At 43.4% G+C, this 24,751-nt stretch carries 23 protein-coding genes and 1 other annotated feature; of the genes, 14 read left to right on the top strand and 9 right to left on the bottom strand.

Annotation, left to right across the window (positions count from 1 at the left end):
* Positions 1 to 111: 111 nt before the first annotated feature.
* From ffh to MHO82_RS23530, 7 genes are all read left to right on the top strand, one after another.
* The gene (gene ffh / locus MHO82_RS23500) at positions 112 to 1,494 is read left to right on the top strand and encodes a signal recognition particle protein (protein ID WP_239188613.1); all 1,383 of its coding nucleotides are present in this window, start codon (positions 112 to 114) and stop codon (positions 1,492 to 1,494) included.
* Between the two features lie 160 nt (positions 1,495 to 1,654).
* The gene (gene rpsP / locus MHO82_RS23505; RefSeq protein ID WP_239188615.1) at positions 1,655 to 1,903 is read left to right on the top strand and encodes a 30S ribosomal protein S16; all 249 of its coding nucleotides are present in this window, start codon (positions 1,655 to 1,657) and stop codon (positions 1,901 to 1,903) included.
* Between the two features lie 3 nt (positions 1,904 to 1,906).
* A complete protein-coding gene (gene rimM, locus MHO82_RS23510) occupies positions 1,907 to 2,458 on the top strand; it encodes a ribosome maturation factor RimM (protein ID WP_239188616.1) in 552 nt (183 codons plus the stop codon).
* Positions 2,459 to 2,482: 24 nt separating this feature from the next.
* Complete coding sequence (trmD, locus tag MHO82_RS23515; RefSeq protein ID WP_239188618.1) at positions 2,483 to 3,241, top strand: tRNA (guanosine(37)-N1)-methyltransferase TrmD; 759 nt, start codon at positions 2,483 to 2,485, stop codon at positions 3,239 to 3,241.
* A 35-nt stretch (positions 3,242 to 3,276) separates the two neighbouring features.
* Complete coding sequence (gene rplS, locus MHO82_RS23520; protein WP_239188620.1) at positions 3,277 to 3,630, top strand: 50S ribosomal protein L19; 354 nt, start codon at positions 3,277 to 3,279, stop codon at positions 3,628 to 3,630.
* Between the two features lie 229 nt (positions 3,631 to 3,859).
* Entirely contained in the window at positions 3,860 to 5,284 is a 1,425-nt protein-coding gene (locus tag MHO82_RS23525; protein ID WP_239188623.1) for a carbon starvation protein A, read from the top strand.
* Positions 5,285 to 5,355: 71 nt separating this feature from the next.
* The gene (locus tag MHO82_RS23530; protein WP_239188626.1) at positions 5,356 to 5,733 is read left to right on the top strand and encodes a DUF2799 domain-containing protein; all 378 of its coding nucleotides are present in this window, start codon (positions 5,356 to 5,358) and stop codon (positions 5,731 to 5,733) included.
* 48 nt (positions 5,734 to 5,781) lie between these two features.
* On the opposite strand, the gene btsR is transcribed toward MHO82_RS23530, so the two are convergent.
* Together btsR and MHO82_RS23540 are read right to left on the bottom strand one after the other, a co-directional pair.
* Positions 5,782 to 6,495 (bottom strand): two-component system response regulator BtsR, encoded by a 714-nt coding sequence (gene btsR / locus MHO82_RS23535; RefSeq protein WP_239188628.1) that lies wholly within the window; start codon positions 6,493 to 6,495, stop codon positions 5,782 to 5,784.
* Complete coding sequence (locus MHO82_RS23540; protein WP_239188629.1) at positions 6,488 to 8,173, bottom strand: sensor histidine kinase; 1,686 nt, start codon at positions 8,171 to 8,173, stop codon at positions 6,488 to 6,490. The genes btsR and MHO82_RS23540 overlap by 8 nt, the downstream gene beginning before the upstream one ends.
* A 208-nt stretch (positions 8,174 to 8,381) precedes the next feature.
* On the opposite strand from MHO82_RS23540, the gene MHO82_RS23545 reads away from it, so the two are divergent.
* A complete protein-coding gene (locus MHO82_RS23545; RefSeq protein ID WP_239188630.1) occupies positions 8,382 to 9,455 on the top strand; it encodes a 3-deoxy-7-phosphoheptulonate synthase in 1,074 nt (357 codons plus the stop codon).
* A gap of 7 nt (positions 9,456 to 9,462) precedes the next feature.
* The gene (tyrA, locus tag MHO82_RS23550; RefSeq protein WP_239188631.1) at positions 9,463 to 10,593 is read left to right on the top strand and encodes a bifunctional chorismate mutase/prephenate dehydrogenase; all 1,131 of its coding nucleotides are present in this window, start codon (positions 9,463 to 9,465) and stop codon (positions 10,591 to 10,593) included.
* 47 nt (positions 10,594 to 10,640) lie between these two features.
* Here the strand turns inward: tyrA and MHO82_RS23555 are convergent, their stop codons facing one another.
* From MHO82_RS23555 to ettA, 3 genes are all read right to left on the bottom strand, one after another.
* Complete coding sequence (locus MHO82_RS23555; protein ID WP_239188633.1) at positions 10,641 to 11,684, bottom strand: M23 family metallopeptidase; 1,044 nt, start codon at positions 11,682 to 11,684, stop codon at positions 10,641 to 10,643.
* 32 nt (positions 11,685 to 11,716) lie between these two features.
* Complete coding sequence (locus tag MHO82_RS23560; protein ID WP_239188634.1) at positions 11,717 to 12,088, bottom strand: PilZ domain-containing protein; 372 nt, start codon at positions 12,086 to 12,088, stop codon at positions 11,717 to 11,719.
* A gap of 104 nt (positions 12,089 to 12,192) precedes the next feature.
* Entirely contained in the window at positions 12,193 to 13,860 is a 1,668-nt protein-coding gene (gene ettA, locus MHO82_RS23565) for an energy-dependent translational throttle protein EttA (protein WP_239188635.1), read from the bottom strand.
* A 127-nt stretch (positions 13,861 to 13,987) separates the two neighbouring features.
* Between ettA and sltY the strand changes: the two genes are divergently transcribed.
* On the top strand, positions 13,988 to 15,934 hold the full coding sequence (sltY, locus tag MHO82_RS23570) for a murein transglycosylase (RefSeq protein WP_239188636.1): 1,947 nt from the start codon (positions 13,988 to 13,990) through the stop codon (positions 15,932 to 15,934).
* 68 nt (positions 15,935 to 16,002) lie between these two features.
* Complete coding sequence (trpR, locus tag MHO82_RS23575; RefSeq protein WP_239188637.1) at positions 16,003 to 16,308, top strand: trp operon repressor; 306 nt, start codon at positions 16,003 to 16,005, stop codon at positions 16,306 to 16,308.
* An 80-nt stretch (positions 16,309 to 16,388) separates the two neighbouring features.
* Here trpR and yjjX read toward each other — a convergent pair whose 3' ends face one another.
* The 4 genes from yjjX to bamD form a co-directional block, all read right to left on the bottom strand.
* Positions 16,389 to 16,907: an inosine/xanthosine triphosphatase gene (gene yjjX / locus MHO82_RS23580; RefSeq protein WP_239188638.1), complete on the bottom strand. Its 519-nt coding sequence runs from the start codon at positions 16,905 to 16,907 to the stop codon at positions 16,389 to 16,391.
* Positions 16,908 to 16,987: 80 nt separating this feature from the next.
* Complete coding sequence (gene pheA / locus MHO82_RS23585; RefSeq protein ID WP_239188639.1) at positions 16,988 to 18,166, bottom strand: prephenate dehydratase; 1,179 nt, start codon at positions 18,164 to 18,166, stop codon at positions 16,988 to 16,990.
* A 17-nt stretch (positions 18,167 to 18,183) separates the two neighbouring features.
* Positions 18,184 to 18,306: a sequence feature (Phe leader region), on the bottom strand.
* Between the two features lie 154 nt (positions 18,307 to 18,460).
* A complete protein-coding gene (gene raiA / locus MHO82_RS23590) occupies positions 18,461 to 18,796 on the bottom strand; it encodes a ribosome-associated translation inhibitor RaiA (RefSeq protein WP_239188641.1) in 336 nt (111 codons plus the stop codon).
* Between the two features lie 361 nt (positions 18,797 to 19,157).
* Positions 19,158 to 19,880, bottom strand: a complete 723-nt coding sequence (gene bamD, locus MHO82_RS23595; RefSeq protein WP_239188642.1) for an outer membrane protein assembly factor BamD — start codon at positions 19,878 to 19,880, stop codon at positions 19,158 to 19,160.
* Between the two features lie 140 nt (positions 19,881 to 20,020).
* Between bamD and rluD the strand changes: the two genes are divergently transcribed.
* The 3 genes from rluD (at position 20,021) to clpB (ending at position 24,411) form a co-directional block, all read left to right on the top strand.
* On the top strand, positions 20,021 to 20,995 hold the full coding sequence (rluD, locus tag MHO82_RS23600; protein ID WP_239188643.1) for a 23S rRNA pseudouridine(1911/1915/1917) synthase RluD: 975 nt from the start codon (positions 20,021 to 20,023) through the stop codon (positions 20,993 to 20,995).
* Positions 20,995 to 21,723 carry a peptidoglycan editing factor PgeF gene (pgeF, locus tag MHO82_RS23605; RefSeq protein WP_239188645.1) on the top strand — a complete coding sequence of 243 codons (729 nt, stop codon included), beginning with the start codon at positions 20,995 to 20,997 and terminating at the stop codon, positions 21,721 to 21,723. The genes rluD and pgeF overlap by 1 nt, the downstream gene beginning before the upstream one ends.
* Before the next feature lie 114 nt (positions 21,724 to 21,837).
* Entirely contained in the window at positions 21,838 to 24,411 is a 2,574-nt protein-coding gene (gene clpB / locus MHO82_RS23610) for an ATP-dependent chaperone ClpB (RefSeq protein WP_239188647.1), read from the top strand.
* The last annotated feature ends 340 nt before the right edge of the window (positions 24,412 to 24,751 follow it).

The raw sequence follows: 24,751 nt of genomic DNA on the forward strand, positions 1-24,751 counted from the left end.
ATTATACCTTGCTCAGTGGTCAGCCGCTATCGGTAGATGCTATTGATACTGAAACTAACTTTATGATTGCGTTATAATCGCAGCAAATATCGCATTAATGGGCGAAGAATCATGTTTGAAAATTTAACGGATCGACTATCCAGTACCTTAAAAAACATTAGTGGCCGCGGCCGACTAACTGAAGACAATATTAAAGACACTTTACGTGAAGTACGTATGGCGTTGCTTGAAGCTGACGTTGCTTTACCTGTGGTTCGAGATTTTGTTAAGCGCGTAAAAGAACGTGCGGTAGGGGTTGAGGTATCTAAAAGCCTAACGCCAGGCCAAGAGTTCATCAAAATCGTTCAATCTGAACTAGAAGCTGTGATGGGTGAATCTAATGAAGCATTAGATTTAGCGTGTCAGCCTCCTGCTGTGATCATGATGGCAGGTTTACAAGGTGCTGGTAAAACTACCAGTGTTGGTAAACTAGGTAAGTTATTAACTGAGCGTGATAAAAAGAAAGTTTTGGTTGTTTCTGCGGACGTGTACCGCCCAGCAGCGATCAAACAGTTAGAAACATTAGCAAACGATGTTGGTGTGGATTTCTTCCCATCTTCGGCAGACCAAAAGCCAGTTGATATCGTTAATGCTGCCATCGCTCACGCTAAACTGAAATTCTTCGATGTACTTCTTGTCGATACCGCTGGTCGTTTAGCGGTTGATGAAGAAATGATGGAAGAGATCAAAGATCTTCATGCTGCTATCACGCCAGTAGAAACTCTGTTTGTGGTTGATGCCATGACAGGTCAAGATGCGGCGAATACAGCTAAAGCCTTTGGTGATGCTCTGCCGTTAACGGGCGTGATCTTAACCAAGGTCGATGGTGATGCTCGTGGCGGTGCCGCGCTGTCGGTTCGTCATATCACAGGTAAACCAGTTAAGTTCTTAGGTGTGGGTGAAAAAACCGACGCGTTAGAAGCTTTCCACCCTGATCGTGTTGCGTCTCGTATTTTAGGTATGGGTGATGTTCTGTCTTTAATCGAAGATTTAGAACGTAACGTAGACAAAGATAAAGCCGAAAAGTTAGCGAAAAAGTTCAAAGAGAAAAAAGGCTTTGATCTGGAAGATTTCCGCGAACAACTTGGCCAGATGAAAAACATGGGTGGCATGATGGGCATGATGGATAAATTGCCTGGTATGTCTCAGCTTCCTGAAAATGTGAAAGATCAGGTTGATGACAAAATGTTTGTGCAAATGGAAGCTATTATTAACTCCATGACCATGAAAGAGCGTCAGCGTCCAGAGCTAATTAAAGGTTCACGCAAAAAACGCATCGCGGCGGGTTCTGGTACCCAAGTTCAAGATGTGAACAAGTTACTTAAGCAATTCACTCAAATGCAGAAGATGATGAAGAAAATGCAAAAAGGTGGAATGAAAGGCATGATGCGCAACATGAAAGGCATGATGGGCGGCATGGGAGGTATGGGTGGCATGGGCGGTTTCGGCCGTTAACCCCTGATATCTCAAGCCACTAGAAAAATAGTGGTGAAAAAGTAGCTAAAAAAGTTGCATTGCCCCGGAGAAAGAGTAAAATTCCGGGGCTTTAATTTGGCACGGGCCCCGCAAAATACTTTTCGGGGCCGATTTTATTTGAGTAAGCAAAGAGGACGATATGGTAACCATTCGTTTGGCACGTCACGGCGCTAAGAAGCGTCCATTCTATCAAATCGTTGTAGCTGACAGCCGTTACAAGGCAACTGGTCGCTACATTGAGAAAGTAGGTTTCTTTAACCCAACAGCTCAAGGTCAAGAAGAAGGTCTTCGTTTAGATCTAGACCGCGTTAACCACTGGGTTGGCGAAGGTGCTTCACTATCTGATCGTGTAGCTAAGCTAGTTAAAGACGCAAACAAAGCGGCTTAATTAGTGTCGGTTAAAAGTGAGGACGTAATGAATAAGCAAGACGATCTTATTGTTGTAGGTAAGTTTGGTGCTTCCTATGGCATTCGTGGTTGGCTGAAAGTTATTTCCTTCACAGACAATTCCGAAAGTATTTTCGATTACAAACCTTGGATGGTTAAAGTCAAAGGTGAGTGGGTCGAGTTTTCAGTGGAAAGCTGGAAACGTCATAAAGGTTTGGTGTGTAAACTGGAAGGTTTGGATGTTAGAGAAGATGCTCAGGCATTTACTAACGCTGAAATTGCCGTTTCTGCTGCTGTACTGCCTGAACTGTCAGAAGAAGAATTCTACTGGCGTGAATTATTTGGAATGCAAGTTTTCACGACGAAAGGCTACGGCCTTGGTGAGGTCGTAGACCTGTTAGAAACTGGCTCAAATGATGTTTTGGTGGTTAAAGCAAACCTTAAAGATGCTTTTGGTAAAAAGGAACGGCTAATTCCGTTTCTTGATGAGCAGGTAATCAAGTCAGTTGATCGCACTGCTCAACGGATCGAAGTTGACTGGGATCCTGGATTTTAACCCCTAGGTATAGCGAGCGGACAAATGTGGGTTGGCATAATTAGCCTTTTTCCTGAAATGTTCCGAACGGTTACCGATTTTGGGGTAACTGGTCAAGCGGTTAAAAAAGGGCTGTTGTCATTAGAAACATGGAATCCTCGTGATTTCACTCATGACAAACATCGTACTGTCGATGACAGACCTTACGGCGGTGGACCTGGAATGCTGATGATGGTGCAACCTTTGCGTGACGCCATTCATACAGCAAAACAGGCCGCGCCAGGTAAGACGAAAGTGATCTACCTGTCTCCTCAAGGCCGTAAGCTGGATCAAGCTGGTGTTGAGGAATTAGCAACAAACGATAATTTATTATTGATTTGTGGCCGATATGAAGGGGTAGATGAGCGCATTATTCAGTCTGAAGTTGACGAAGAATGGTCAATTGGCGACTTTGTGCTCACGGGTGGTGAATTGCCAGCCATGACGTTAATCGATTCAGTTTCTAGGTTTATTCCTGGAGTGCTGGGGGATTTTGCGTCTGCAGAAGAAGATTCTTTTGCAAATGGTTTGCTAGATTGCCCTCATTACACACGCCCTGAAGTGTTAGATGGAGAAGAAGTACCAGCGGTGCTGAAATCCGGAAACCATCAGGATATTCGTCTCTGGCGTTTAAAACAATCGCTGGGCCGAACTTGGCTTCGAAGACCAGAGCTCCTGGAAAACCTAGCTCTGACTGACGAACAGGAATTATTACTTGCCGAGTATGTTCGAGAATATCGAGCAAAAAACCGAGCAAGTAACTAAGTAAATTTAGAATCAGTTTATTCTAGGGTATAGAAATGAGTAACATCATCAAGCAGCTCGAAGACGAGCAACTAAAACAAGACCTACCTACATTCGCTCCTGGTGATACTGTAGTTGTACAGGTTAAAGTAAAAGAAGGTGACCGTGAGCGTCTACAGGCTTTCGAAGGCGTTGTAATCGCTATTCGTAACCGTGGTCTACACTCTGCATTCACAGTTCGTAAAATCTCGAACGGTGAAGGCGTTGAGCGTTCATTCCAAACTCACTCACCTATCGTTGACAGCATTACTGTTAAGCGTCGTGGTGCAGTACGTCGTGCCAAGTTGTACTACCTACGTGAGCGTTCTGGTAAGTCGGCTCGTATCAAAGAGAAGTTGGCTAAAAAGTAACGCACACGAGACCGTTCTCAAATGTGCTATAAAGGCGCGCTGTGATCAGCGCGCCTTTTTCGTATCTGTCATTTGTATCTTAATTTCTCATCCACCACTTCAATGTTTGCCTTCCGTTTATTTGGTGTAAATACCACTTAACTTGTTATATCGCCACTCGATTGTTTCTTCGTATTACTTATTTTTGATCTCTTTACAATGACCAGCGTCATTAAAAAGGAGAACAATCATGACTTGGTTCCTACTCTGCGTCGGTATTTTACTGGCGGGCTATTTTACATATGGCAAGTTTGTCGAAAGAGTCTTTGGCCCTAAGCCAGAACAAGCGACGCCAGTACATACCAAAGCGGATGGGGTCGATTATGTGCCATTATCCGATAAAAAAATCTATCTGATCCAGCTGCTTAATATTGCAGGTCTTGGTCCTATCTTTGGTCCTATTCTTGGTGCCCTTTATGGCCCGGTTGCCATGTTATGGATTGTGTTTGGCTGCATTTTTGCTGGTGCAGTTCATGACTACTTTTCAGGCATGCTAAGTGTTCGCTCTGGTGGTGCATCTGTTCCGACAGTAGTAGGCAACCATTTAGGTAATATCGCAAAACATTTTATGAACTTCTTTGCTGTGATATTGCTGATGTTGGTGGGTGTTGTATTTGTACTCGGTCCTGCAAAGCTGTTAGGTAACCTTACAGAGATGAACGTCACTATGTGGGTTGCGATTATTTTTGGTTACTACATTCTTGCTACGATTGTTCCTGTTGATAAAATCATTGGTCGCTTTTACCCGTTCTTTGGGGCGTTACTTGTTTTCATGTCGGTAGGACTAATTATTGGTCTAGCAGTGAGTGATCACGGCTTCTACAGCCAAGGCTTAGATTTTGCGACTAACTTCCATCCAACGGATTTACCGCTTTGGCCATTATTGTTTATTACTATTGCTTGTGGTGCTGTTTCAGGGTTCCACGCCACACAGTCGCCGTTAATGGCCCGTTGTATGCAAAATGAGAAATCAGGTCGCTTTATTTTCTACGGTGCCATGATTGGTGAAGGTGTTATTGCACTTATCTGGTGTTCATTAGGACTAAGTTTCTATGAATCGACGGAAGCACTTAATGCGACACTGGCTGATGGTGGTCCTGCAGCCGTGGTACATGAAGTTTCTACCTCTCTGCTAGGTACAATTGGTGGTGTTCTGGCTGTGCTTGGTGTGATTATTCTACCTATCACGTCTGGTGACACAGCTTTCCGCTCGGCTCGTTTGATTTTGGCTGACTTTTTGAAAATGGCGCAAAAAGATTTACCAAAACGTCTGATGATTGCGATTCCTATGTTTGTGGTTGGTTTCTTAATTTCTAAAGCAGAATTTGGTGTTATTTGGCGCTACTTTGGCTGGGCAAACCAAACGACAGCAATGATCATGTTGTGGACGGGTGCTGCGTATTTAATTAAGGCGGATAAATTCCATTGGATTTGTACTATTCCAGCTATTTTCATGACCGCAGTGACGTTCACATATCTTGCTAATGCGCAAATTGGCTTTGGCTTAGACATCACTCTTGCAACGATTATTGGTTTAATCACAACCGCAGTGCTTACGGCGTTATTCTTCATTAAATTTAAAGCAAAACCAGCGATACCCGTTCAAGAAAGCTAAACTTAGGTTACCCAACTAAGTTACTATAACAGCCTTGCAGATATGTAAGGCTGTTTTGTATGAGAGGGAAAATGAAACGTTGTTGTTCTGTGCTACTGCTTAGTAGCATGATGATAGGTTGTAGTGCAGGTATGGCTGATTTGGCGGCAGAAGGAAGGTGGCAGGAGCTGGGGTATCGTGATGGTTTAAAAGGTCAGCACCAAAAAACACCAAGTGCATTACAGCAACTCGCAACTGAAGCTCAACAAAGTGTGAATTATCATGATTATGAAGGTGGCTACTTAGAAGGTATTCAGGAGTACTGTAACCCAGATCATGCCTATCAAGTCGGCTTATCAGGTAATTACTATTATGGGGTATGCCAACATACGCCCGATGCACAACGCTTTCGAATGGAGTGGCAACGTGGCTGGAACGAATCAACGACTATAGATACAAAAAACTATTGAACCGTAGAAGCTCTGAGATTAGCCGCCTTAGTATTTCAGGTGGCGTTATTAGTAAAATCCGAGTGTTTCTTTGAGCACTTTTAAATAACGTCGACTAACAGGAACTTGTTGGTGGCTGACTGTTACTATCTCGGCCAAGTTATTTTCCAGCAGGCGTATCTCTTTTATTGATTTTGGATTGATAAGGTATTGGCGATGGCAGCGTAAAAGAGAGGTTTTTTCCTCTAATGTTTTTAATGGCAATTGGCTAGTGGCTTGTTGCTCTTTAGTGGCAACATGAACGCCGCTTACATCGCTAAAGGCAAACTCAATGTCATGGGTTGAAAGTAGTAAAATGCGGTTATGGCCAGAGCAAGGGATCTGTTCTAGTCGAATGGGGGTAACGGCGGCGTAATTTTCTTTTTTATGCTCTTTATCAAGCCTAGTCAGTGTTTTGGCTAAACGTGCTGGATCGACAGGTTTGAGTAGGTAATCGAACGCATTATCTTCAAAGGCTTTAATCGCAAACTCATCATAAGCGGTCACAAAGATAATTTTGGGCATGGTGTCAGGGTCGAGCATACTGAGAAGCTCAATTCCCGTCACTTTAGGCATTTGAATATCAAGAAATACGGCATCGGGTTTGTGCTGATTGATGAGCTTCAAACCTTCAATGGCGTTTGCCGCTTGTGCGATGACCGAGATGCCTCCTTCTTCATGTAGTAGCTCTGTAAGCTCTTCACGTGCATATTGCTCATCGTCAATGACAATCGCGCTAATCATGATTTATTACTTCCTTTGGCAGTAAGAATGACATTCGGGTCCAGTTTTGGGCTTTATAGTCAATGTGTAACCCGGATTGCTCCCCAAATTGATTTTTGAGCCTTTTATCGACAATCTTTAGCCCTAAGCCATCACCTTGGCTGTCGGCGGGATCGTAAGTTCCGGCATTATCTTCTACCACTATTTTAATTCCTTTCTCCGTGGCAGTGCTATAGATATGAATTTTACCACTGTCTAATAATGTAGAAATGCCATGTTTTATCGCATTTTCGACCAAAGGTTGCAGAGTAAAACTGGGCACTTGAAGGGAAAGCAGGCTCGGATCTATCTCGATCACCACTGATAGTCTGTCGGTAAAACGTGCTTGCTCAATAGTTAAATAGGAATTTACATGAGAAAGCTCTTCATTAAGAGAAACGGTTTCAATGTTTTGCTTGAGGTTACTGCGGAAAAATTGCGATAAATGCTGAATCAGCCCTCTCGCTTTGGTGGGATCTCGCCTTATGACTGCGCTTATGGTGTTAAGCGCATTAAACAAAAAGTGAGGATTAATCTGTGCCTGAAGCAATTTTAGCTCAGCTTGCGTGAGCAGACTTTGCTGGCGCTGATAATGACCAGACAGTATTTGACTCGAAAGGAGTTGCGCAATGCCTTCACCCATAGAAATATTAATGCTTGAAAAGAGTTTACGGCGAGGCTCATAAAGTTTAATGGTGCCAAGTACCTCATCATTGCCCCCTTGTAAGGGAAGAACAAGGGCTGAGCCTAGCTTGCATTTAGCATCTAAAGAGCATTGGTAGGGATCTTCAGCACCATTTAAGTAAATGATTTGGTTATTGCTAATGGCGCGTAATGTGTAATCAGAAGAGATAATAGTATTTGGCCTATGATGATCCTCACCAATGCCTACGAACGCCAAAATCTTAGTGGTATCGGTAATTGCAACTGCACCCACTCCCGTTTCTTCATGAATGATCCGAGCGATTTTTTCGGCATTGGGTTGAGTTAAGCCATTACTTAAGACACCCACGGATCGTTTGGCAATCGTCAGTGCACGACGAGAAAAGGCGGCGGAATACTTTTCAAAGATGGTTTTCCTATCTTGAATGATACTCATAAAGAGCGCAGCACCGATAGAGTTGGTGATGATCATCGGCGCCGCAATAGCGCTGACCAACTGATAAGACTGTGCAAAAGGTTTCGCGACCGCTAACAAGATAAGCATCTGGATAATCTCAGCAAAAAAAGTAATGGCTAAGACCACTGTAGGCTTAAACAAATATTCGGTTTGGTTACGGCGCACTAAATAGCTGTGTAGGAGGCCTCCTAACAATCCTTCCGCTGTGGTTGAAATGGCGCAGGCCAGATCGGTAAAGCCTCCCATGGAATAACGGTGCATTCCTCCCGTAAAACCAACCGCAAAGCCAACAATAGGGCCACCAAACAGCCCCCCCATGACCGCGCCTATCGCTCGGGTATTGGCGATGGCATCTTGGATTTGTAGGCCAAAGTAGGTCCCCATAATGCAAAAGAGTGAAAAAACCACATAACAACTGAATTTATGGCTGACTCTGGATGAAATACTGAGTAAAGGCATAAAAAGTGGGGTCTTACTAAGAAGGTATGCCAGCACTAAGTACACACACATTTGTTGAAGTAATGAAATGACCAGATCCATTAAAAATTCCTTTGTTATAGAGGCGCTATATTACCTTTTGTTGTTTTATTCGTCCGTTTATAATTTAGTGTAATTTAATCTTTACGGTTGTTTTATTTTGTTTACGGGGGTTGAAAAGTATTCTCAGGCTGTTATCTTTCTAGTCAAGGCAGGGTTCACCTGTTCTATATTTAAAATAAATGGAAACTAAAATTTACAGGTGGCCGAAATGCAAAAAAGCGAATTAAGCAATATTCATATTAGTAATGAACAAGTACTGATCACCCCAAACCAATTAAAAGAGAAATTGCCTTTATCGGAAAAAGGGCGTGCGTTCATTCAAGAGTCTCGTAAAACCATCGCCGATATTATTCATAAAAAAGATCACCGTTTATTAGTGGTATGTGGCCCTTGCTCAATTCATGATGTGGATGCCGCTATTGATTACGCGAAGAAGTTAAAGGCGTTGTCTGCAGAGCTTAATGATCAAATCTACGTTGTAATGCGTGTTTACTTTGAAAAACCACGCACAACGGTGGGGTGGAAAGGCTTGATTAATGATCCACATTTAGATGGTTCGTTTGAAGTAGAAGAAGGTTTGCACATTGCGCGTCAGTTATTGGTTGATCTGGCTGAAATGGAGATCCCATTGGCAACTGAGGCTTTAGATCCAATTAGTCCGCAGTACTTAGGGGATACATTCAGTTGGGCTGCCATTGGTGCACGTACAACGGAATCACAAACGCATCGTGAAATGGCCAGTGGTTTATCTGTGCCTGTTGGTTTTAAAAATGGTACAGACGGCAGCTTAGCCACAGCGATTAATGCAATGAAAGCAGCCTCATCGGGTCACCGTTTTATGGGGATCAACCGTGAAGGCCAAGTGGCTCTTCTAAATACGCAAGGTAACCCTGATGGTCATGTGATTTTACGTGGTGGTAAACAAACAAACTACGATTCAGTGTCAGTGGCTGAATGTGAACAAGAAATGGCGAAGTCAGGGTTAGATGCTTCATTAATGGTGGATTGTAGCCATGCTAACTCACGTAAAGATTACCGCCGTCAGCCTCTGGTTGCTGAAGATGCAATTCACCAGATCCGTGAAGGGAATAAGTCTATTATTGGTTTGATGATTGAAAGCCATATTAATGAAGGTAACCAGTCGGCAGACTTATCGCGGGATGAAATGGCTTACGGTGTTTCTATTACCGATGCCTGTATTAATTGGGATTCAACTGAGGCACTATTACGTCATGCGCATAAAGAGTTAGTGCCGTTCTTGGAGAACCGTTTAAAAGGATAAGATCGATATGGCTGCTGAATTGAATGAATTAAGAAACCAAATAGATGAAGTCGATAAGCAAATGGTGGAGCTGTTGGCTCGCCGTTTGGCTTTGGTAGAGCAAGTTGGTGAGGTAAAAAGTCAGCATGGTTTACCCATTTATGCGCCAGATCGTGAAGCAGCAATGTTGGCATCTCGCCGTGAAGAGGCAGCCAGTAAAGGGGTTCCCCCCTCATTAATTGAAGATATTTTACGCCGCACCATGCGTGAGTCATACAGCAGCGAAAATGATTCTGGCTTTAAGTGTTTAAAGCCAGAACTTCGCCCGATTGTTATTGTGGGTGGTAACGGCCAGCTGGGTAGTTTATTTGCACGTATGTTTACGCTGTCAGGTTACCAAGTTCGCATTTTAGGCAGCCAAGATTGGGATCGTGCCGATGAGCTGTTGGCTGATGCAGGCATGGTGGTAGTAACGGTGCCGATCAACTTAACCGAGTCAGTGATTGCTAAGTTAGGTAACTTGCCAGAAGATTGCATTCTCTGTGATTTAACCTCGATTAAGAAAAAACCATTAGAAGCCATGCTTGCGTCACATCAAGGCCCTGTTATTGGTTTGCACCCTATGTTTGGCCCAGATGTACCAAGCTTAGCAAAACAGGTGATTGTATATTGTGATGGTCGAGGTGAAGAGCAATATCAATGGTTGCTTGCACAGTTCCAAATCTGGGGCGCATGTGTTCGTAATATTGCAGCAGAAGAGCATGATCAGGGAATGACGTTGATCCAGGCTTTGCGTCACTTTACGTCTTTTGCTTATGGTGTACACCTATCAAAAGAGAACCCAAACATTGAGCAGCTACTAGGGTTAAGTTCTCCGATCTACCGTTTAGAGTTGGCGATGGTTGGCCGTTTGTTTGCACAAGATCCAAACTTGTACGCTGATATTATTATGTCGTCGCCAAATAATCTCGATATGATTAAACGCTTCCATCAGCGTTTTGGTGAGGCAATTGCGATTTTAGAGCAGCAAGATAAATCCGGTTTTGTTGATGCTTTTGAACAGGTAGATGCTTGGTTTGGCGATCATTCTCAGCGTTTTATGGCTGAGAGTCAGAGCCTATTGCGTCAAGCGAATGATGCGATTCATCAAGAGCGTTAAACCTAAACTATAAATGAAAAAAGAGCCGCATTATCGCGGCTCTTTTTTTAGTTAATGTTTTCAGAAGACTCCACACTACTGCTGTGTGCTGTTTTGAGTGGTGTAGCTTCAACGGTTGGGCTATGTGTTAATTGCATCTGTACTTTCACCACATTGTTGATGACGTCGACTAGTGATGCCCACTTAATGCTGTGTTCTTTTTCAAATAGCGATTCAAACTTATCTGGCGTCCAGTCCATAAATGGCTTTGGATCGACCGCTCGCCCTAAGAAGCGTACCTCGTAGTGAAGGTGAGGGCCGGTAGAATTGCCCGAATTACCACAGGTTGCAATTAAATCCCCTTTCTGAATGAATTGCCCCGTTTTGACCTTAAATTTATCAAGGTGGGCATACATGGTCATAAAGCCAAAAGAGTGGCGAAGCTTGAGTAAATTACCGTAGCCTTTTTTGCTTGGGCGTACCAGTTCAACAACGCCATCGGCAGGGGCAAACATTTCGGTGCCGCGTTTACAGGTTAAATCGATACCAAGGTGGTGATGGCGCTTTTTAGAAACCGGGTTAATCCGACGTCCAAAAGGAGAGGAAGCACGGGTATAATTTAGTGGTGTCGCATTCGGGATTAAGCGAAACATGGTTGCTCGTACCGCAGAGTTAATGGCGGCGGTATCAAGACGTTGCTCAAGAGAAATATCACTGACTTCACCTTGATCAGACTGAGGTGTGTGCAGCCCTAATACTGATTCAACGTCATCAACACGCTGCCCTAGAACACTGAGCAGGTTGTTCTTTTTTTCCAGTTGTTGGGTTAGTTCATGATTGTTGGTTTCATGGGCTTCAATTTGCAAAGCGAGTTGTTTCTGATTTTCAATGAACTCTTGTTGCTGCTGCTGTTTTTTTATTGATAAGTCAGACAAAGCTTGGGAAACGTCATTATTATGTTTATTGAGATAATACAGGCCAGAAGTGATCGCAAGGATAAAGCAAAATAATGCGGCAATAGACGATAGGATGATGTGTTTTTTTGTTTTACTGACAGACAAAAACAAAGTGCCTCGGTTATGAGACACTGAAATGCGGATGTTATTAGGCATACAAGTTATATAGTTTACGAACGTGTTCTAAATTAATCGTGGTGGATAAGATCGGATAGCTGATCGAGTTCCCGGTGAAGCAAATCTTCATTGCCAACGTTTAATTCTACTAAACGTTTTAAGTGGCTGGCACTATCTAAATCAATATGGTGAATACGTAACCGTAAGTAATGTTCGCAAAACAGCACTAAATGGGCCTGCATTTCAATAGTGACTTCACTTTGAGGAAGTGTAAATTCTAATGTGTAATCATTATCTTCCGTGATGCTCCAGTTTTCTGGTTTCGCAAGTAAGACACCTTGTAGCGACAAGTCACGAACTTCGGTTTGCCATTGTTGTTGTTGCTGAGTTAAAACCGCAGCAGCTTGATAGACAACTCGGGAAAAGTGGCGGCGCTCGGGCATAAGGTACTCCTTAACCAAATGAATACGTAAAGTATGTCGTTTTTGTTTACTGGCTGTCCATAAAAAGGCCGCGAGTGCGGCCTCTCATTTTGAGTATAAGCGAATTATTTTGTAATACGCTTATATTTAATGCGATGAGGTTCAGCCGCTTGCGCACCTAAGGTCTTTTTCAACCAGTCACTATATTGAGTATAGTTACCTTCGAAGAAGTTCACTTGACCTTCATCACGATAGTCAAGAATGTGGGTTGCGATGCGGTCTAGGAACCAACGGTCATGCGAAATAACCATAGCACAACCAGGGAACTCTAATAGTGCTTCTTCAAGCGCACGTAGAGTTTCAACGTCTAGGTCATTGGTTGGCTCATCGAGTAGCAGTACGTTGCCGCCCGTTTTTAATAGTTTCGCTAAGTGAACACGATTACGTTCACCACCAGACAGTTCACCAATTTGTTTTTGCTGATCAACACCTTTGAAGTTAAAGCGTGAACAGTAAGCACGAGCTGGGATCTCGAAGTTGTTAATGCGAATGATGTCCGCACCTTCTGAGATTTCTTGGAATACGGTATTGTTGTCGTTCATGCTGTCACGGAACTGATCAACTGATGCTAATTTCACCGTTTCACCCAGTTCAATGGTGCCTGAATCTGGTTGTTCTGTGCCACTTAGCATTTTGAATAGCGTTGACTTACCCGCGCCGTTCGCACCGATAATACCCACGATTGCGCCTTTTGGCATGCTGAAAGATAAATCATCAATCAGAACACGGTCACCAAAAGATTTGGTTAGGTTAGTGACTTCAAGAACCTTATCACCTAAACGCTCACCTGGTGGGATGAACAGTTCATTGGTTTCATTACGTTTCTGGTAATCACCTGTATTAAGTTCTTCAAAACGAGCCATACGGGCTTTGGATTTCGCTTGACGGCCTTTTGGATTTTGACGAACCCACTCAAGTTCTTTCTCAATGGTCTTTTGGCGTGCACTTTCCGTTGCTGCTTCTTGTTTCAGGCGCTCGTCTTTTTGCTCTAGCCAAGAGGTGTAGTTACCTTGCCATGGAATACCTTCACCACGGTCAAGTTCCAAGATCCAGCCAGCAGCGTTATCTAGGAAGTAACGGTCATGGGTAATGGCTACCACGGTGCCTGTGTAATCCACTAGGAAGTGCTCAAGCCATGCCACTGATTCTGCATCAAGGTGGTTGGTTGGCTCATCCAGAAGCAGCATGTCTGGTTTTTCTAGTAGTAGACGACAAATTGCAACACGGCGGCGCTCACCACCAGATAAGTGTTCAATTTTAGCGTCCCACTCAGGAAGGCGAAGTGCATCTGCTGCTCGCTCTAACGAGTTTTCTAGGTTATGGCCGTCTTTTGCTTGAATAAGAGCTTCTAGTTCGCCTTGCTCTTTAGCAAGAGCATCAAAATCTGCGCCTTCTTCAGCGTATGCCGCGTAGACTTCATCCAGACGAGTCAGTGCACCAGCAACGTCAGCAACAGCCTCTTCAACAATTTCACGAACGGTTTTAGATTCGTCTAGTACTGGCTCCTGTGGCAGGTAACCAACATTCAGGCCAGGTTGTGGGCGTGCTTCACCATCAATATCTTTATCGATACCAGCCATGATACGAAGTAGGGTCGATTTACCTGCGCCATTTAGGCCTAAAACACCAATTTTGGCGCCAGGGAAAAAACTAAGGGAGATGTCTTTCAGAATTTGTCGTTTTGGCGGAACAATTTTGCTCACGCGCGACATGGTATATACGTATTCAGCCATAGCCGGTTATATTCTCGTTGGGATCAAAAAACAGTATTTTACTCTTTCTAACACAAAGTTTAACAGCATTGAGCGTAATTAGTGGTTAATATGATCTCAATCTATCGAGGAAAAAGGGCTCTTTTGTATGTCGCAATCTAAAAATTACCATTGGAAGGTAATGTCTGCCGGGATTTTGCTAGGCTCGGTGGCATACACCAGTCAAGCTGCATCGGTGTCAGACAATGTGAAGCAGCAGAGAATCGATTATCAATCTGCTCAAAAGGCGCTAGATAGCAGAGACGTAAAGGCGTTTGAGCGTATTCGTCCTAAAATAGCGGATTACCCTTTAACACCTTATGTGGACTATCGAGCCTTTTTAATTGATTTGAATGAAAGAACACCTAAAGAAGTCCACTCTTTTTCTAAAAAATACAGTGAGCTGCCATTTAGCTCTAATTTGCCTTTTCACTACCTATCTTCTTTAGGGCGCGGTAAACAGTGGCAAACGTTTTTGGAGTACCGCCCTGAGCCGCCAAGAACTCAGTCTTTGCAGTGTTATTATTACCGAGCGCAACTGGCGCAAGGGAATAAACAAGTCGCATGGGGGGGAGCGAACCAGTTGTGGTTAAACGGTAACTCCATTGATGATGCCTGTGATCCTCTCTTTAAAGAATGGACCAAAGCTAAGCTACGCACGGATGAAGTCATTCTAGATCGCATGGTACTCTCCTTCGAAAAGCGTAATCTGTCACTATTAAAGTATTTAGCGAAATTACCATCAGGTGATAGTGCGAAAGCGCAGGCTAAAAAAATCATCGCCCTTTATCAAAAACCTGAAACAGTAGGGACTTACTCGCGCAAGAGTAAAGTGACTGAGGTTAATCAAAAGGTGGTTGAGTTAGCTTTTCAGAAGCTTGCTCGTCAAGATACTAAGAAGGCCGTGAAAGTTTACCCTCAAGTGATTAAAGGGCAGCATTACAAAGAAGATAAACAGCAATCATTAGCGGAATATGTGGCGTTTCGTTTGATGAATACAGACTCGGAAGAGTTGGCCAACTGGCGTGATCTGGTGTTAGTGAATTCAGATCGTTCGGTGTTGGTTGAAAGACGTATTCGTTTGGCATTGCAACATTCGGATTGGGCTGACGTTAAAAAGTGGATTGCGGTACTTTCCAAAGATAAACAGGATTCATTGCGTTGGCAGTATTGGTTAGCCCGTGTCGAGCAATCGGAAGGGAAAGACGATGAAGCAAAGGAGCGGTTAGCATCATTGCTTGGGCAGCGTAATTTTTACAGTGTTGCGGCGGCTCATGCCTTGTCGAAACCTATTGAATACCCGGTGAAACAAGCGAAAAAGAGCAGCTCTGATATTACAGGATTTGCAGGTGCATTAGAGCGTATTGATGAATTGATCCGTGTAGATAAGCTAGAAGCAGCAAAAACAGAGTGGGGCTTTTTATTAAAGCGCAGTACACAAGAGCAAGTGGTGTCGTTAGCTTCTTATGCGGCAGGTAAAAAGTGGCACCATTTAACGGTAACTGCCACGATAAAAGGCAAATTATGGGACTATGTTGACCTGCGTTTCCCTCTTGCACACCAGTGGTGGTTTGATTTTTACAGTAAGCAGCGCCAAGTTGATAAAGTGACCTTAATGGCGTTAGCTCGACAAGAAAGTGCGATGTACTCTCAGGCACGCTCGCCAGTGGGAGCGCGTGGTTTAATGCAGCTAATGCCTACTACAGCGAAATACACGGCTAAGAAATTGGGTGATAAATACAAAGGGGATGCGAGCTTATACGATGTGGGTACCAATATTCGTTTAGGGAGTAGTTACTTAAAAAGCTTGTTAGAGCAATACGATAATAACCGTATTTTTGCGTTTGCAGGTTATAACGCAGGCCCTAATCGAGTAAAGCGTTGGCGTAAGCGCAGCGCAGGGAATTTGGATGCTTATGCGTTCATTGAATCTATTCCATTTAAAGAGACTCGTGGGTATGTGCAAAATGTCCTTATGTTTGAAACTTACTACCGTAATTTATTGAATATCAACGGTGAGTTTTTAACGAAACACGAACTGGCGCTAAGATATTAATCGCTAGTAGGCCGTTTAGCGTTACAATGCGTGTGAATGAACAAAGACTAAATAACACTGAGGTAGATATGTCTTCAACACCTGACTTTTCTGACTGGCAAAAGATGATGGAGCTTGTGAAATCTGCATCTGATGAAGATAAGCATTCTTTATTGCTGACTATGCTCATGACACCGGATGAACGTGATGTGATGCTTGCACGTGTTAATATTTTGCATGAGCTATTGCAAGGTGAGTTAAGCCAGCGTCAGATCAGTCAGGCTTTGGGAGTGGGCATAGCAACCATTACTCGTGGATCGACAGAGTTGAAAAATAGATCGGATGCCGATAAACAGTGGTTACATCAGTTTTTAGCAGAGCAAGCCGGAAAATAGTTTCGCATTAACATAAATGAACGAGGGGCTGTTAGATGAATCTAGCAGCCCCTTGTGTATGTGTTTAATGAAGCAGGCAATTATGAAAAATGCTCTGGGTTCATAAAAGGGATTAACGCTAAAATTAAGGCTTGGTGATAGACCGAACTACGGCTAAGTAGGTTATTAGTGAGTAGCCCAATGGCTCCGCCTTTTTGTTTGATGTTTTGAGTGTTGAACATGTTATCCATTACATCACCAAGTTCATGCCCTTTGGCTATTTCTGTCAGTGCTTCAGGTGGTAGCATTAAGCTGGAAGAGCGAGACTCTCCTCGTTGCTGCTTATCTTCAATCACCATCCAGGCAAAGGTAAAACCCTCTTCAATACCAGCCTCTAAACCCACGAAATAGTCTGCATTAGGGTATTGTATTTTTGTGTCTTTTACACGATTACGGGCACCAGCTAAGGTTTCCTCACAAGATAGAGGTTGATCGGCAACAAGGCTTTTGGCGTGGGATCCTTGGAAGTGAAAAGCGGTATCAGGAAAGCATTGAGTAAAAGCATCTTGTACTGCTTTTATTTTGGCTGGGTTCATGGAGCCAACAATTACTGTTTTCATGTGTTTTATTTATCTAAAAATTAAATAATAAGGCAGCAATATATTGTGAGCATTGCTGCCGAATACGTAAGAATCTGATCTTATTCCGGAATATTGAGTGTCACTGGCTCTACATTTTCAATTGGGTAGCAGCCTAGTACTTTGACGTAACGGGTGATATCAGTGAGCTCCGACAAGACTTGTTGCATGGCGTCTGACTTCAGGTTGCCATCTAAGTCGACATAAAACATCTCTTCCCATGGATTACCCATCACAGGACGAGACTCAAGCTTCGTCATATTAATGTTGTACTTTCTTAGTACCAGTAATGATTCCACTAGGGATCCGGCATCTTGCGAGGTAGACATGATCAGAGTCGTTTTGGCCGGAATTTGTTCAGAAACATCAACGGGTTTACGTGCGACGACGATGAAGCGAGTGAAGTTTTCAGTTTGGTTGGCAATGTCACCTCTTAAAGGTTGTAGGCCGTATAACTTACCGCTTGAGGCATTACCAATAGCGGCAATGTGCGGTGAGTTAAGTTCTTTCACTTTCAGCATGGCGTCAGCAGTGCTTGCGCAAGACTCCAGTACCACGTTATCTAAACGGCTTAAAAACTCACTGCATTGCTGATGAGGCTGTGGATGGGAATACAGCGTCTTAATTTGCTCTAGGCTAGTTTCTGTGGTGGTTAATAAGCAATGATCAATGGGCTGTGTGATCTCCCCTACGATGTATAAGCTGGTGTGCTGAAGTAGATCGTAGACCTCGTTAATCGAGCCTGAACTGGTATTTTCAATGGGCAGTACGCCATAGTCAGCATGGCCCGATTCCACGGTTTTTACCACTTCTCTAAAAGACTCGCAGCTTAACTCAGCGAGCTCTGTATTTTTTCGGCTAAAGTAATGACGACTGGCAAGGTTAGAGTAAGAGCCCTTAGAGCCTAAAAATGCGACGCGTGCAATGGGCTTGCGGCTTTGTGGGTTTGCTAAGTGCTGAAGGTAAGATTGTTGCAGTAAAACAGAGTCTTCAATAATCGTATGGAAGATTTGAGTAATGTATTGAGCATCTAACTCATGGTGTTGTTTGCCGTTGTTAATGAGTTTCACGAGCAGCTGCTGTTCACGCTTTGGATCGCGAACAGGCTTTGACGTTTCAACTTTGCTTTTGGCAACTTCAATACTTAACTTTCTGCGTTCGGATAACAGGGTTAGTAACTCATTATCTAAATCATTCAGTCGTAATCTGATCTCTTCCAGTGAATATTTTTTTTCTGTCATCTCTTATTCCTTCAGCTATAAAAAAGCCCCCCAAGTTGGGAGGCTTCTCTGTTCGTCTTTAGCTTATCTCTAATACGATCAAACGCCTCCATTAATGGGGGGATAGAAAGAAGCTAAAGAAAAACAGAGTACGTAGTCGCATTATTAAACCGTCTATAAATATGGGGTGCTTTTAACCAGTGCTTTCACAATAAGGAAGCTGATCCCTATCGTCAAGAGAAATAATTCGAAACAAAAAACAACGCCCCTAAAGGTAGGGGCGTTGTTTAAAAATTCGATGTCCTCGTGTGCAGATTATGCGTCTTCTTCTTCTAGCACCGGCTTGTCGATATGAGTGGCACGACGTGATTCCGGTTTATGTTGTTGCTTATTCAGCTGACGTTCTAGTTTTTGGCTAACTTCTGTAATGGCACCAAATAGATCTTCATGTTCAGCGGAAGCGACCAGTTGAGTTCCAGGGATACTGGCGTTGGCTTCTACTTTGTGCTTCTTGCCTGGCCCTTTTGTTACCGTTGCGTGGCCACCAATAACGTCAACTTGCCACTTTTTCAGTTTGTTAAACTTAGCTTCAATGCGCTCACGGATAGCAGGAGTAATGTCGATGTTTTTACCAGTGATTTCTACTTTCATATGCGCTTTCCTCTATTGCGGCCCCTTGTTGGGTTAACTTCAGATTACTTATCTGTGAAGAAAAAAATGTGATCTATATCATGTTTATTTCTAGGGAGGTAATAAAGGGCGGCATATGTGATCCTAAACAAAGGCTGGCATTTTATTTCAATTAAAAGCTTGCTGTATTCAAAATAAATGCTAGATTCTTAAAGGTTAAGTTGCTAAAAATACACGTTTTTAGGGGCTTTTCTCGATTTTAAATTTAGAGGCGGCGAAAAAATAATCATGCCGTTATATAAAGTCGATGAATGTATTGCATAAAAAAAGAGCAGCTCATCTTGGCTGCTCTTTTTTGTTGGTAGTAATATTGAATAAATCGTTACGGATTCAATTCAATCAGCTGCTTGGTACGATTAATTGGTTCTTCTAATCCTAACTCTTCATACGCTTGCAACATAATATCTAATGACTGGCGAGCGGCTTCTGTGTCAGGGTAAGTGCGTTGGATATTTTGGCTGCGGTTAATGGCAGCGATCCAAGCTTCTCGGCGAAGATAAAAGTCAGCGGCAGCCAATTCATAGTTAGCAAGTCGGTTTTTTAATGCAAACAAACGTTTTTGTGCATCGGCAGCGTATAAGCTATTCGGGTAACGTTCCAATAATTTTTTGAAATCACGGAATGCGGCACGAGCAGGCTCTGGATCGCGATCACTTCGTTCTATATTAAATAAGTCGTGCATGAAATTACGATCTTGAGCCATCATTGTCAGTCCACGCATGTACAAAACCCAATCGGCTTTTTCATGAGTTGGATTTAATCGTGTAAATCTGTCGATGGTTGCTTGGCCTAGAGCTAGATCGTCGTTTTTGTAATATGCGTAGATAAGATCCAGCTGAACTTGTTCTGAATATGGGCCAAATGGATAACGCGAATCCAGAGCCTCAAGTTTTTCTATTGCATTGATCCAGTTGCCACTTTGAAGAGAAAGCTGTGCGTCGGAGTAGAGCTCTGCTGGTGGAACATCAGGGACAATTTCATCACTGCTTGAGCAACCAGTTAATACGGCCAAAGCCAGTAATGCAGATAAAGTTAGGCGTTTCATTACAGCGTTTGCTTCCTTGATTTTAAATATTTCTTACATCATCCATTACGGAATGAGCCGTTAACAGATACAATGAACAATTACACCCATTTTAACCTAGCGTGCGGCTATTAGTCTCACGGTTTTTGAAAAAGTTCGATATGGCACAGAAGATAGAGTTAACAAGTACAGTAGAAGAGAGCCAGTTAGGGCAGCGTCTAGATCAGGCTGCAGCGGAATTATTCACCGATTTTTCTCGCTCTCGTATTAAAGAGTGGCTTTTAGCCGGTAACATCAGTGTTAATGGAACTGTGATTACTAAGCCTCGCACACGTGTAATGGGTGGCGAAGTTATTGTAGTAAAAGCGGAGCTTGAAGATGAAGGCCGCTGGATCGCACAAGACATTCCACTCAACATCGTATACGAAGATGATGATATTCTGGTGATTAACAAACCACGTGACTTTGTGGTTCACCCAGGTGCGGGTACACCAGATGGTACGGTGTTAAATGCGTTGTTGCATCACTACCCTGAGATTGCAGAAGTACCTCGTGCAGGTATCGTGCACCGTCTGGATAAAGACACTACGGGCTTGATGGTGGTTGCGAAAACAGTACCCGCACAGACTCGTTTAGTTCGTGCTTTGCAAAAGCGTCGTATTACGCGTGAGTATGAAGCGATTGCAATTGGTAAAATGACCGCTGGTGGCATGATTGAAAAGCCAATTGGTCGTCACGCGACAAAACGAACTCAAATGGCGGTGAATGAATTAGGTAAGCCTGCGATTACGCATTACCGTGTGGCTGAGCACTTCCGTATTCATACTCGTATTCGCCTTCGCCTAGAAACAGGTCGTACTCACCAAATCCGTGTGCATATGTCGCACCTACAGCACCCTCTGATTGGTGATCATTTATACGGCGGTCGTCCACGTTTACCAAAAGAAGCGTCTCCAGAATTAGTGTCAATGCTTCGCAGCTTTGATCGTCAAGCACTTCACGCGGTAATGTTGAAGCTAAAACACCCAACAACTGGCGAAGAGATGGAATTTCACGCCCCAATCCCAGATGATATGGTGGCATTAACAGAAGTTCTGCGTAAAGATTTCGAACAATGGGGCGAAGAAGATATTTAATGGAATTTATCAATCCTAACTGGCCAGCACCAAACAATGTAAAAGCATTAAGCACCACTCGAATGGGGGGCGTTAGCTTGGTTCCATATGAGAGCTTGAATTTGGGAAGCCATGTTGGGGATGATAATCAAGCCGTATCTGAAAATCGCGCTCGATTAGTCACGGCTGGTGATCTGCCAAGTTCGCCAGTGTGGCTTAATCAAACTCACTCTACAGTAGCTGTGGAACTGCTTCATCCAACCGATGAAGTACTCGACGGAGATGCCTCTTTTACTCGTAAGCCTAAGGTCGTGTGTTGTGTGATGACAGCCGACTGCTTACCAGTATTATTAACAGATAAAGAAGGCACACAAGTGGCTGCGGTTCATGCGGGGTGGCGCGGCTTGTTAGATGGAGTGATAGAGCAAACCGTTGAGCAATTTGCCCACCGTGATCTTATTGCTTGGTTTGGTCCTGCTATTGGTTCAAAGGCTTTTGAGGTTGGGGACGAAGTTCGTCGTTTCTTTGTTCAAAAAGATCATCAAGCGCAAAACGCTTTTGTTGCGGGTAAACAGCTTGGAAAATGGCTTGCCGATATTAATATGTTGGCCACACAGCGCTTGAATACACTTGGTGTGAGCGATATTTATTACTCTGATATTTGTACGTTTGAAAATACGGATAAGCTTTTTTCATATCGCCATGAAGGACAAACGGGCCGTCAGGCAAGTCTTATCTGGCTAGAATAAATCACATTGATAGAGTAAAGGCATTTTCTGATAATGCTTGAAAAATGTGATACCTGCACCCATCTCATTTTTAGATATCGTGTTCTCGGTAATTAATGTTGATGGGAGACTAGCATGCGTTTAGATAGATTCACGAGCAAATTTCAACTGGCAATTTCTGATGCTCAATCCTTAGCGCTTGGTAGAGATCATCAGTATATCGAGCCAACTCACCTAATGGTGTCATTACTTAATCAAGATGGCAGCTCCATTCGTCCTTTATTAACCATGCTTAACGTCGACGTGATTCAACTGCGTTCTAAGCTAGGCGAATTACTCGATAAACTTCCAAAAGTTACTGGGATTGGTGGTGATGTTCAGTTGTCTGGCGGAATGGGCGTTCTTTTTAATATGTGTGACAAGATTGCACAAAAAAGGAAAGACGCGTTTATCTCCTCTGAAATTTTCATTTTGGCAGCCATCGATGATAAAGGCGATTTAGGTAAGCTTTTACGCGAGTTTGGTTTAACTGAATCTAAGGTGAATAAAGCGATTGAGAATATTCGTGGTGGTCAGAAAGTTGATGATCAGAACGCGGAAGAAAAGCGTCAAGCACTGGAAAAGTTCACCATTGATCTTACTGAACGAGCAGAGCAGGGGAAGCTTGATCCTGTTATTGGCCGTGATGATGAGATCCGCCGTACTATCCAAGTTCTACAACGTCGTACCAAAAATAACCCGGTCATTATTGGTGAGCCTGGTGTCGGTAAAACCGCCATCGTAGAAGGGCTAGCTCAGCGTATTATAAACAGTGAAGTGCCAGAAGGGCTTCGTGGTCGCCGAGTTCTCTCTTTGGATATGGGGGCGTTAGTCGCTGGTGCGAAATTCCGAGGAGAATTTGAAGAGCGCTTAAAAGCGGTTCTTAATGAGTTAGCCAAAGAAGAAGGAAATGTCATTCTCTTCATTGATGAAATTCATACGATGGTTGGAGCTGGTAAAGGTGAAGGCTCTATGGATGCCGGTAACATGCTAAAGCCAGCTTTGGCTCGTGGTGAACTGCATTGTGTCGGTGCAACAACGTTAGATGAATATCGTCAATATATTGAAAAAGACCCAGCTCTAGAACGCCGCTTTCAAAAAGTGCTGGTGGACGAACCCACAGTGGAAGATACCGTTGCGATTTTGCGTGGTTTGAAAGAGCGCTATGAACTGCACCATCATGTAGAAATTACCGATCCTGCCATTGTTGCTGCGGCAAGCTTGTCTCACCGTTATGTATCTGATCGACAGTTACCAGATAAAGCCATTGATTTGATCGACGAAGCGGCTTCTAGTATTCGAATGCAAATTGACTCCAAGCCAGAAGCTCTGGATAAACTTGAGCGTCGTATTATTCAGCTGAAAATTGAGCAGCAGGCATTAGTAAAAGAAAACGATGATGCCAGCCGTAAACGTTTAGGTGTATTGAACGAAGAGCTGGCTGGAAAAGAGCGTGCGTATGCAGAGCTAGAAGAAGTTTGGAAAGCTGAAAAAGCAGCTCTGTCTGGAACTCAGCATATTAAAACAGAATTAGAGCATGCCCGCACCGATATGGACATTGCCCGCCGCGCTGGTGATCTAAATCGCATGTCAGAACTTCAATACGGCCGAATACCTGAATTAGAAAAACAACTTGATCTGGCTGCACAGGCAGAAATGCAAGAGATGACGTTGCTACGTAATAAAGTCACTGAAGCGGAGATCGCGGAAGTGCTAGCACGTCAAACGGGTATTCCTGTGGCTAAAATGCTTGAAGGTGAGCGAGAAAAGCTACTGCGTATGGAAAAAGAGCTTCATAAACGCGTGATAGGTCAATCGGAAGCTGTTGCAGCGGTGTCTCATGCTATTCGTCGAAGCCGTGCTGGGCTGTCGGACCCAAATAAACCAATCGGATCTTTTCTATTCCTAGGTCCAACAGGGGTTGGTAAAACAGAGTTATGTAAAGCGTTGGCAAACTTTATGTTCGATAGTGAAGATGCCATCGTTCGTATTGATATGTCCGAGTTCATGGAAAAACATGCTGTTGCTCGTTTAGTTGGAGCGCCTCCGGGTTACGTTGGCTATGAAGAAGGAGGCTACTTAACAGAAGCTATTCGTCGCCGTCCGTATTCAGTGATCTTACTTGATGAAGTAGAAAAAGCACATCCAGATGTATTTAATATTCTTTTGCAAGTGTTAGATGACGGCCGTTTAACCGATGGGCAGGGTAGAACCGTAGACTTTAGAAACTCTGTCGTGATCATGACATCGAATTTAGGTTCAGACCGAATTCAAGAGAACTTTTCTCAATTGGATTACAGTGGCATGAAGCAAATGGTAATGGATGTCGTTGGGCAACACTTTAGACCTGAGTTTATTAACCGTGTCGATGAGAGTGTTGTTTTCCATCCACTCTTAAAAGATCAGATCCGGAATATTGCTCATATCCAGTTAGGGCGTTTACAAAAACGTTTAACAGAGAAAGGGTATCAGCTAAAGGTAGATGATCTCGCTTTGGATGTGATTGCTAATGCTGGGTTTGATCCTGTCTATGGAGCGAGACCGTTAAAAAGAGCCATTCAAACAGGAATAGAGAACCCATTAGCTCAAGATATCTTGTCTGGTAAGTTACAAGTGGAAGCTCCAATTATATTAACAGTGAAAGATGGCAAACTAATCGCGAAGCAATAATATGCAAATTACCGACATGGCGGTTTTAAAATAAACGATTTGTATGCTTGTTGAGCGTCTATGCGGTTTTTTTGAATTTTCTTGTTTTTAGGGGTTGCCAACAGAAATCTAATCTCTATAATGCGCTTCCGTTGTCAGGGCGAACTCGCTTAGGCAGCAAGGGGAAAAGAAAGTTTAATAAACTGCTTGACTCCAAAGTGAATAAGAGTATTATTCACATCCGCTTCGATTGAGAGGCGATGTTCTTTAACAATTTGACCATGCAATCTGTGTGGGCACTCGTGAATAGATAGTCAAAACTATTTGTCTTCACTTTTTAAAAGTGAAAGCAAAATGGCAT

This window comes from Vibrio sp. Of7-15 (assembly GCF_022347565.1).
Lineage (GTDB): Bacteria > Pseudomonadota > Gammaproteobacteria > Enterobacterales > Vibrionaceae > NORP241.

Coding starts and splice junctions, on each gene's coding strand:
- ffh (WP_239188613.1), top strand. CDS start 112: ATGTTTGAAAATTTAACGGATCGACTATCCAGTACCTTAAAAAACATT.
- rpsP (WP_239188615.1), top strand. CDS start 1,655: ATGGTAACCATTCGTTTGGCACGTCACGGCGCTAAGAAGCGTCCATTC.
- trmD (WP_239188618.1), top strand. CDS start 2,483: ATGTGGGTTGGCATAATTAGCCTTTTTCCTGAAATGTTCCGAACGGTT.
- rplS (WP_239188620.1), top strand. CDS start 3,277: ATGAGTAACATCATCAAGCAGCTCGAAGACGAGCAACTAAAACAAGAC.
- MHO82_RS23525 (WP_239188623.1), top strand. CDS start 3,860: ATGACTTGGTTCCTACTCTGCGTCGGTATTTTACTGGCGGGCTATTTT.
- MHO82_RS23530 (WP_239188626.1), top strand. CDS start 5,356: ATGAAACGTTGTTGTTCTGTGCTACTGCTTAGTAGCATGATGATAGGT.
- btsR (WP_239188628.1), bottom strand. CDS start 6,495: ATGATTAGCGCGATTGTCATTGACGATGAGCAATATGCACGTGAAGAG.
- MHO82_RS23540 (WP_239188629.1), bottom strand. CDS start 8,173: ATGGATCTGGTCATTTCATTACTTCAACAAATGTGTGTGTACTTAGTG.
- MHO82_RS23545 (WP_239188630.1), top strand. CDS start 8,382: ATGCAAAAAAGCGAATTAAGCAATATTCATATTAGTAATGAACAAGTA.
- tyrA (WP_239188631.1), top strand. CDS start 9,463: ATGGCTGCTGAATTGAATGAATTAAGAAACCAAATAGATGAAGTCGAT.
- MHO82_RS23555 (WP_239188633.1), bottom strand. CDS start 11,684: ATGCCTAATAACATCCGCATTTCAGTGTCTCATAACCGAGGCACTTTG.
- MHO82_RS23560 (WP_239188634.1), bottom strand. CDS start 12,088: ATGCCCGAGCGCCGCCACTTTTCCCGAGTTGTCTATCAAGCTGCTGCG.
- ettA (WP_239188635.1), bottom strand. CDS start 13,860: ATGGCTGAATACGTATATACCATGTCGCGCGTGAGCAAAATTGTTCCG.
- sltY (WP_239188636.1), top strand. CDS start 13,988: ATGTCGCAATCTAAAAATTACCATTGGAAGGTAATGTCTGCCGGGATT.
- trpR (WP_239188637.1), top strand. CDS start 16,003: ATGTCTTCAACACCTGACTTTTCTGACTGGCAAAAGATGATGGAGCTT.
- yjjX (WP_239188638.1), bottom strand. CDS start 16,907: ATGAAAACAGTAATTGTTGGCTCCATGAACCCAGCCAAAATAAAAGCA.
- pheA (WP_239188639.1), bottom strand. CDS start 18,166: ATGACAGAAAAAAAATATTCACTGGAAGAGATCAGATTACGACTGAAT.
- raiA (WP_239188641.1), bottom strand. CDS start 18,796: ATGAAAGTAGAAATCACTGGTAAAAACATCGACATTACTCCTGCTATC.
- bamD (WP_239188642.1), bottom strand. CDS start 19,880: ATGAAACGCCTAACTTTATCTGCATTACTGGCTTTGGCCGTATTAACT.
- rluD (WP_239188643.1), top strand. CDS start 20,021: ATGGCACAGAAGATAGAGTTAACAAGTACAGTAGAAGAGAGCCAGTTA.
- pgeF (WP_239188645.1), top strand. CDS start 20,995: ATGGAATTTATCAATCCTAACTGGCCAGCACCAAACAATGTAAAAGCA.
- clpB (WP_239188647.1), top strand. CDS start 21,838: ATGCGTTTAGATAGATTCACGAGCAAATTTCAACTGGCAATTTCTGAT.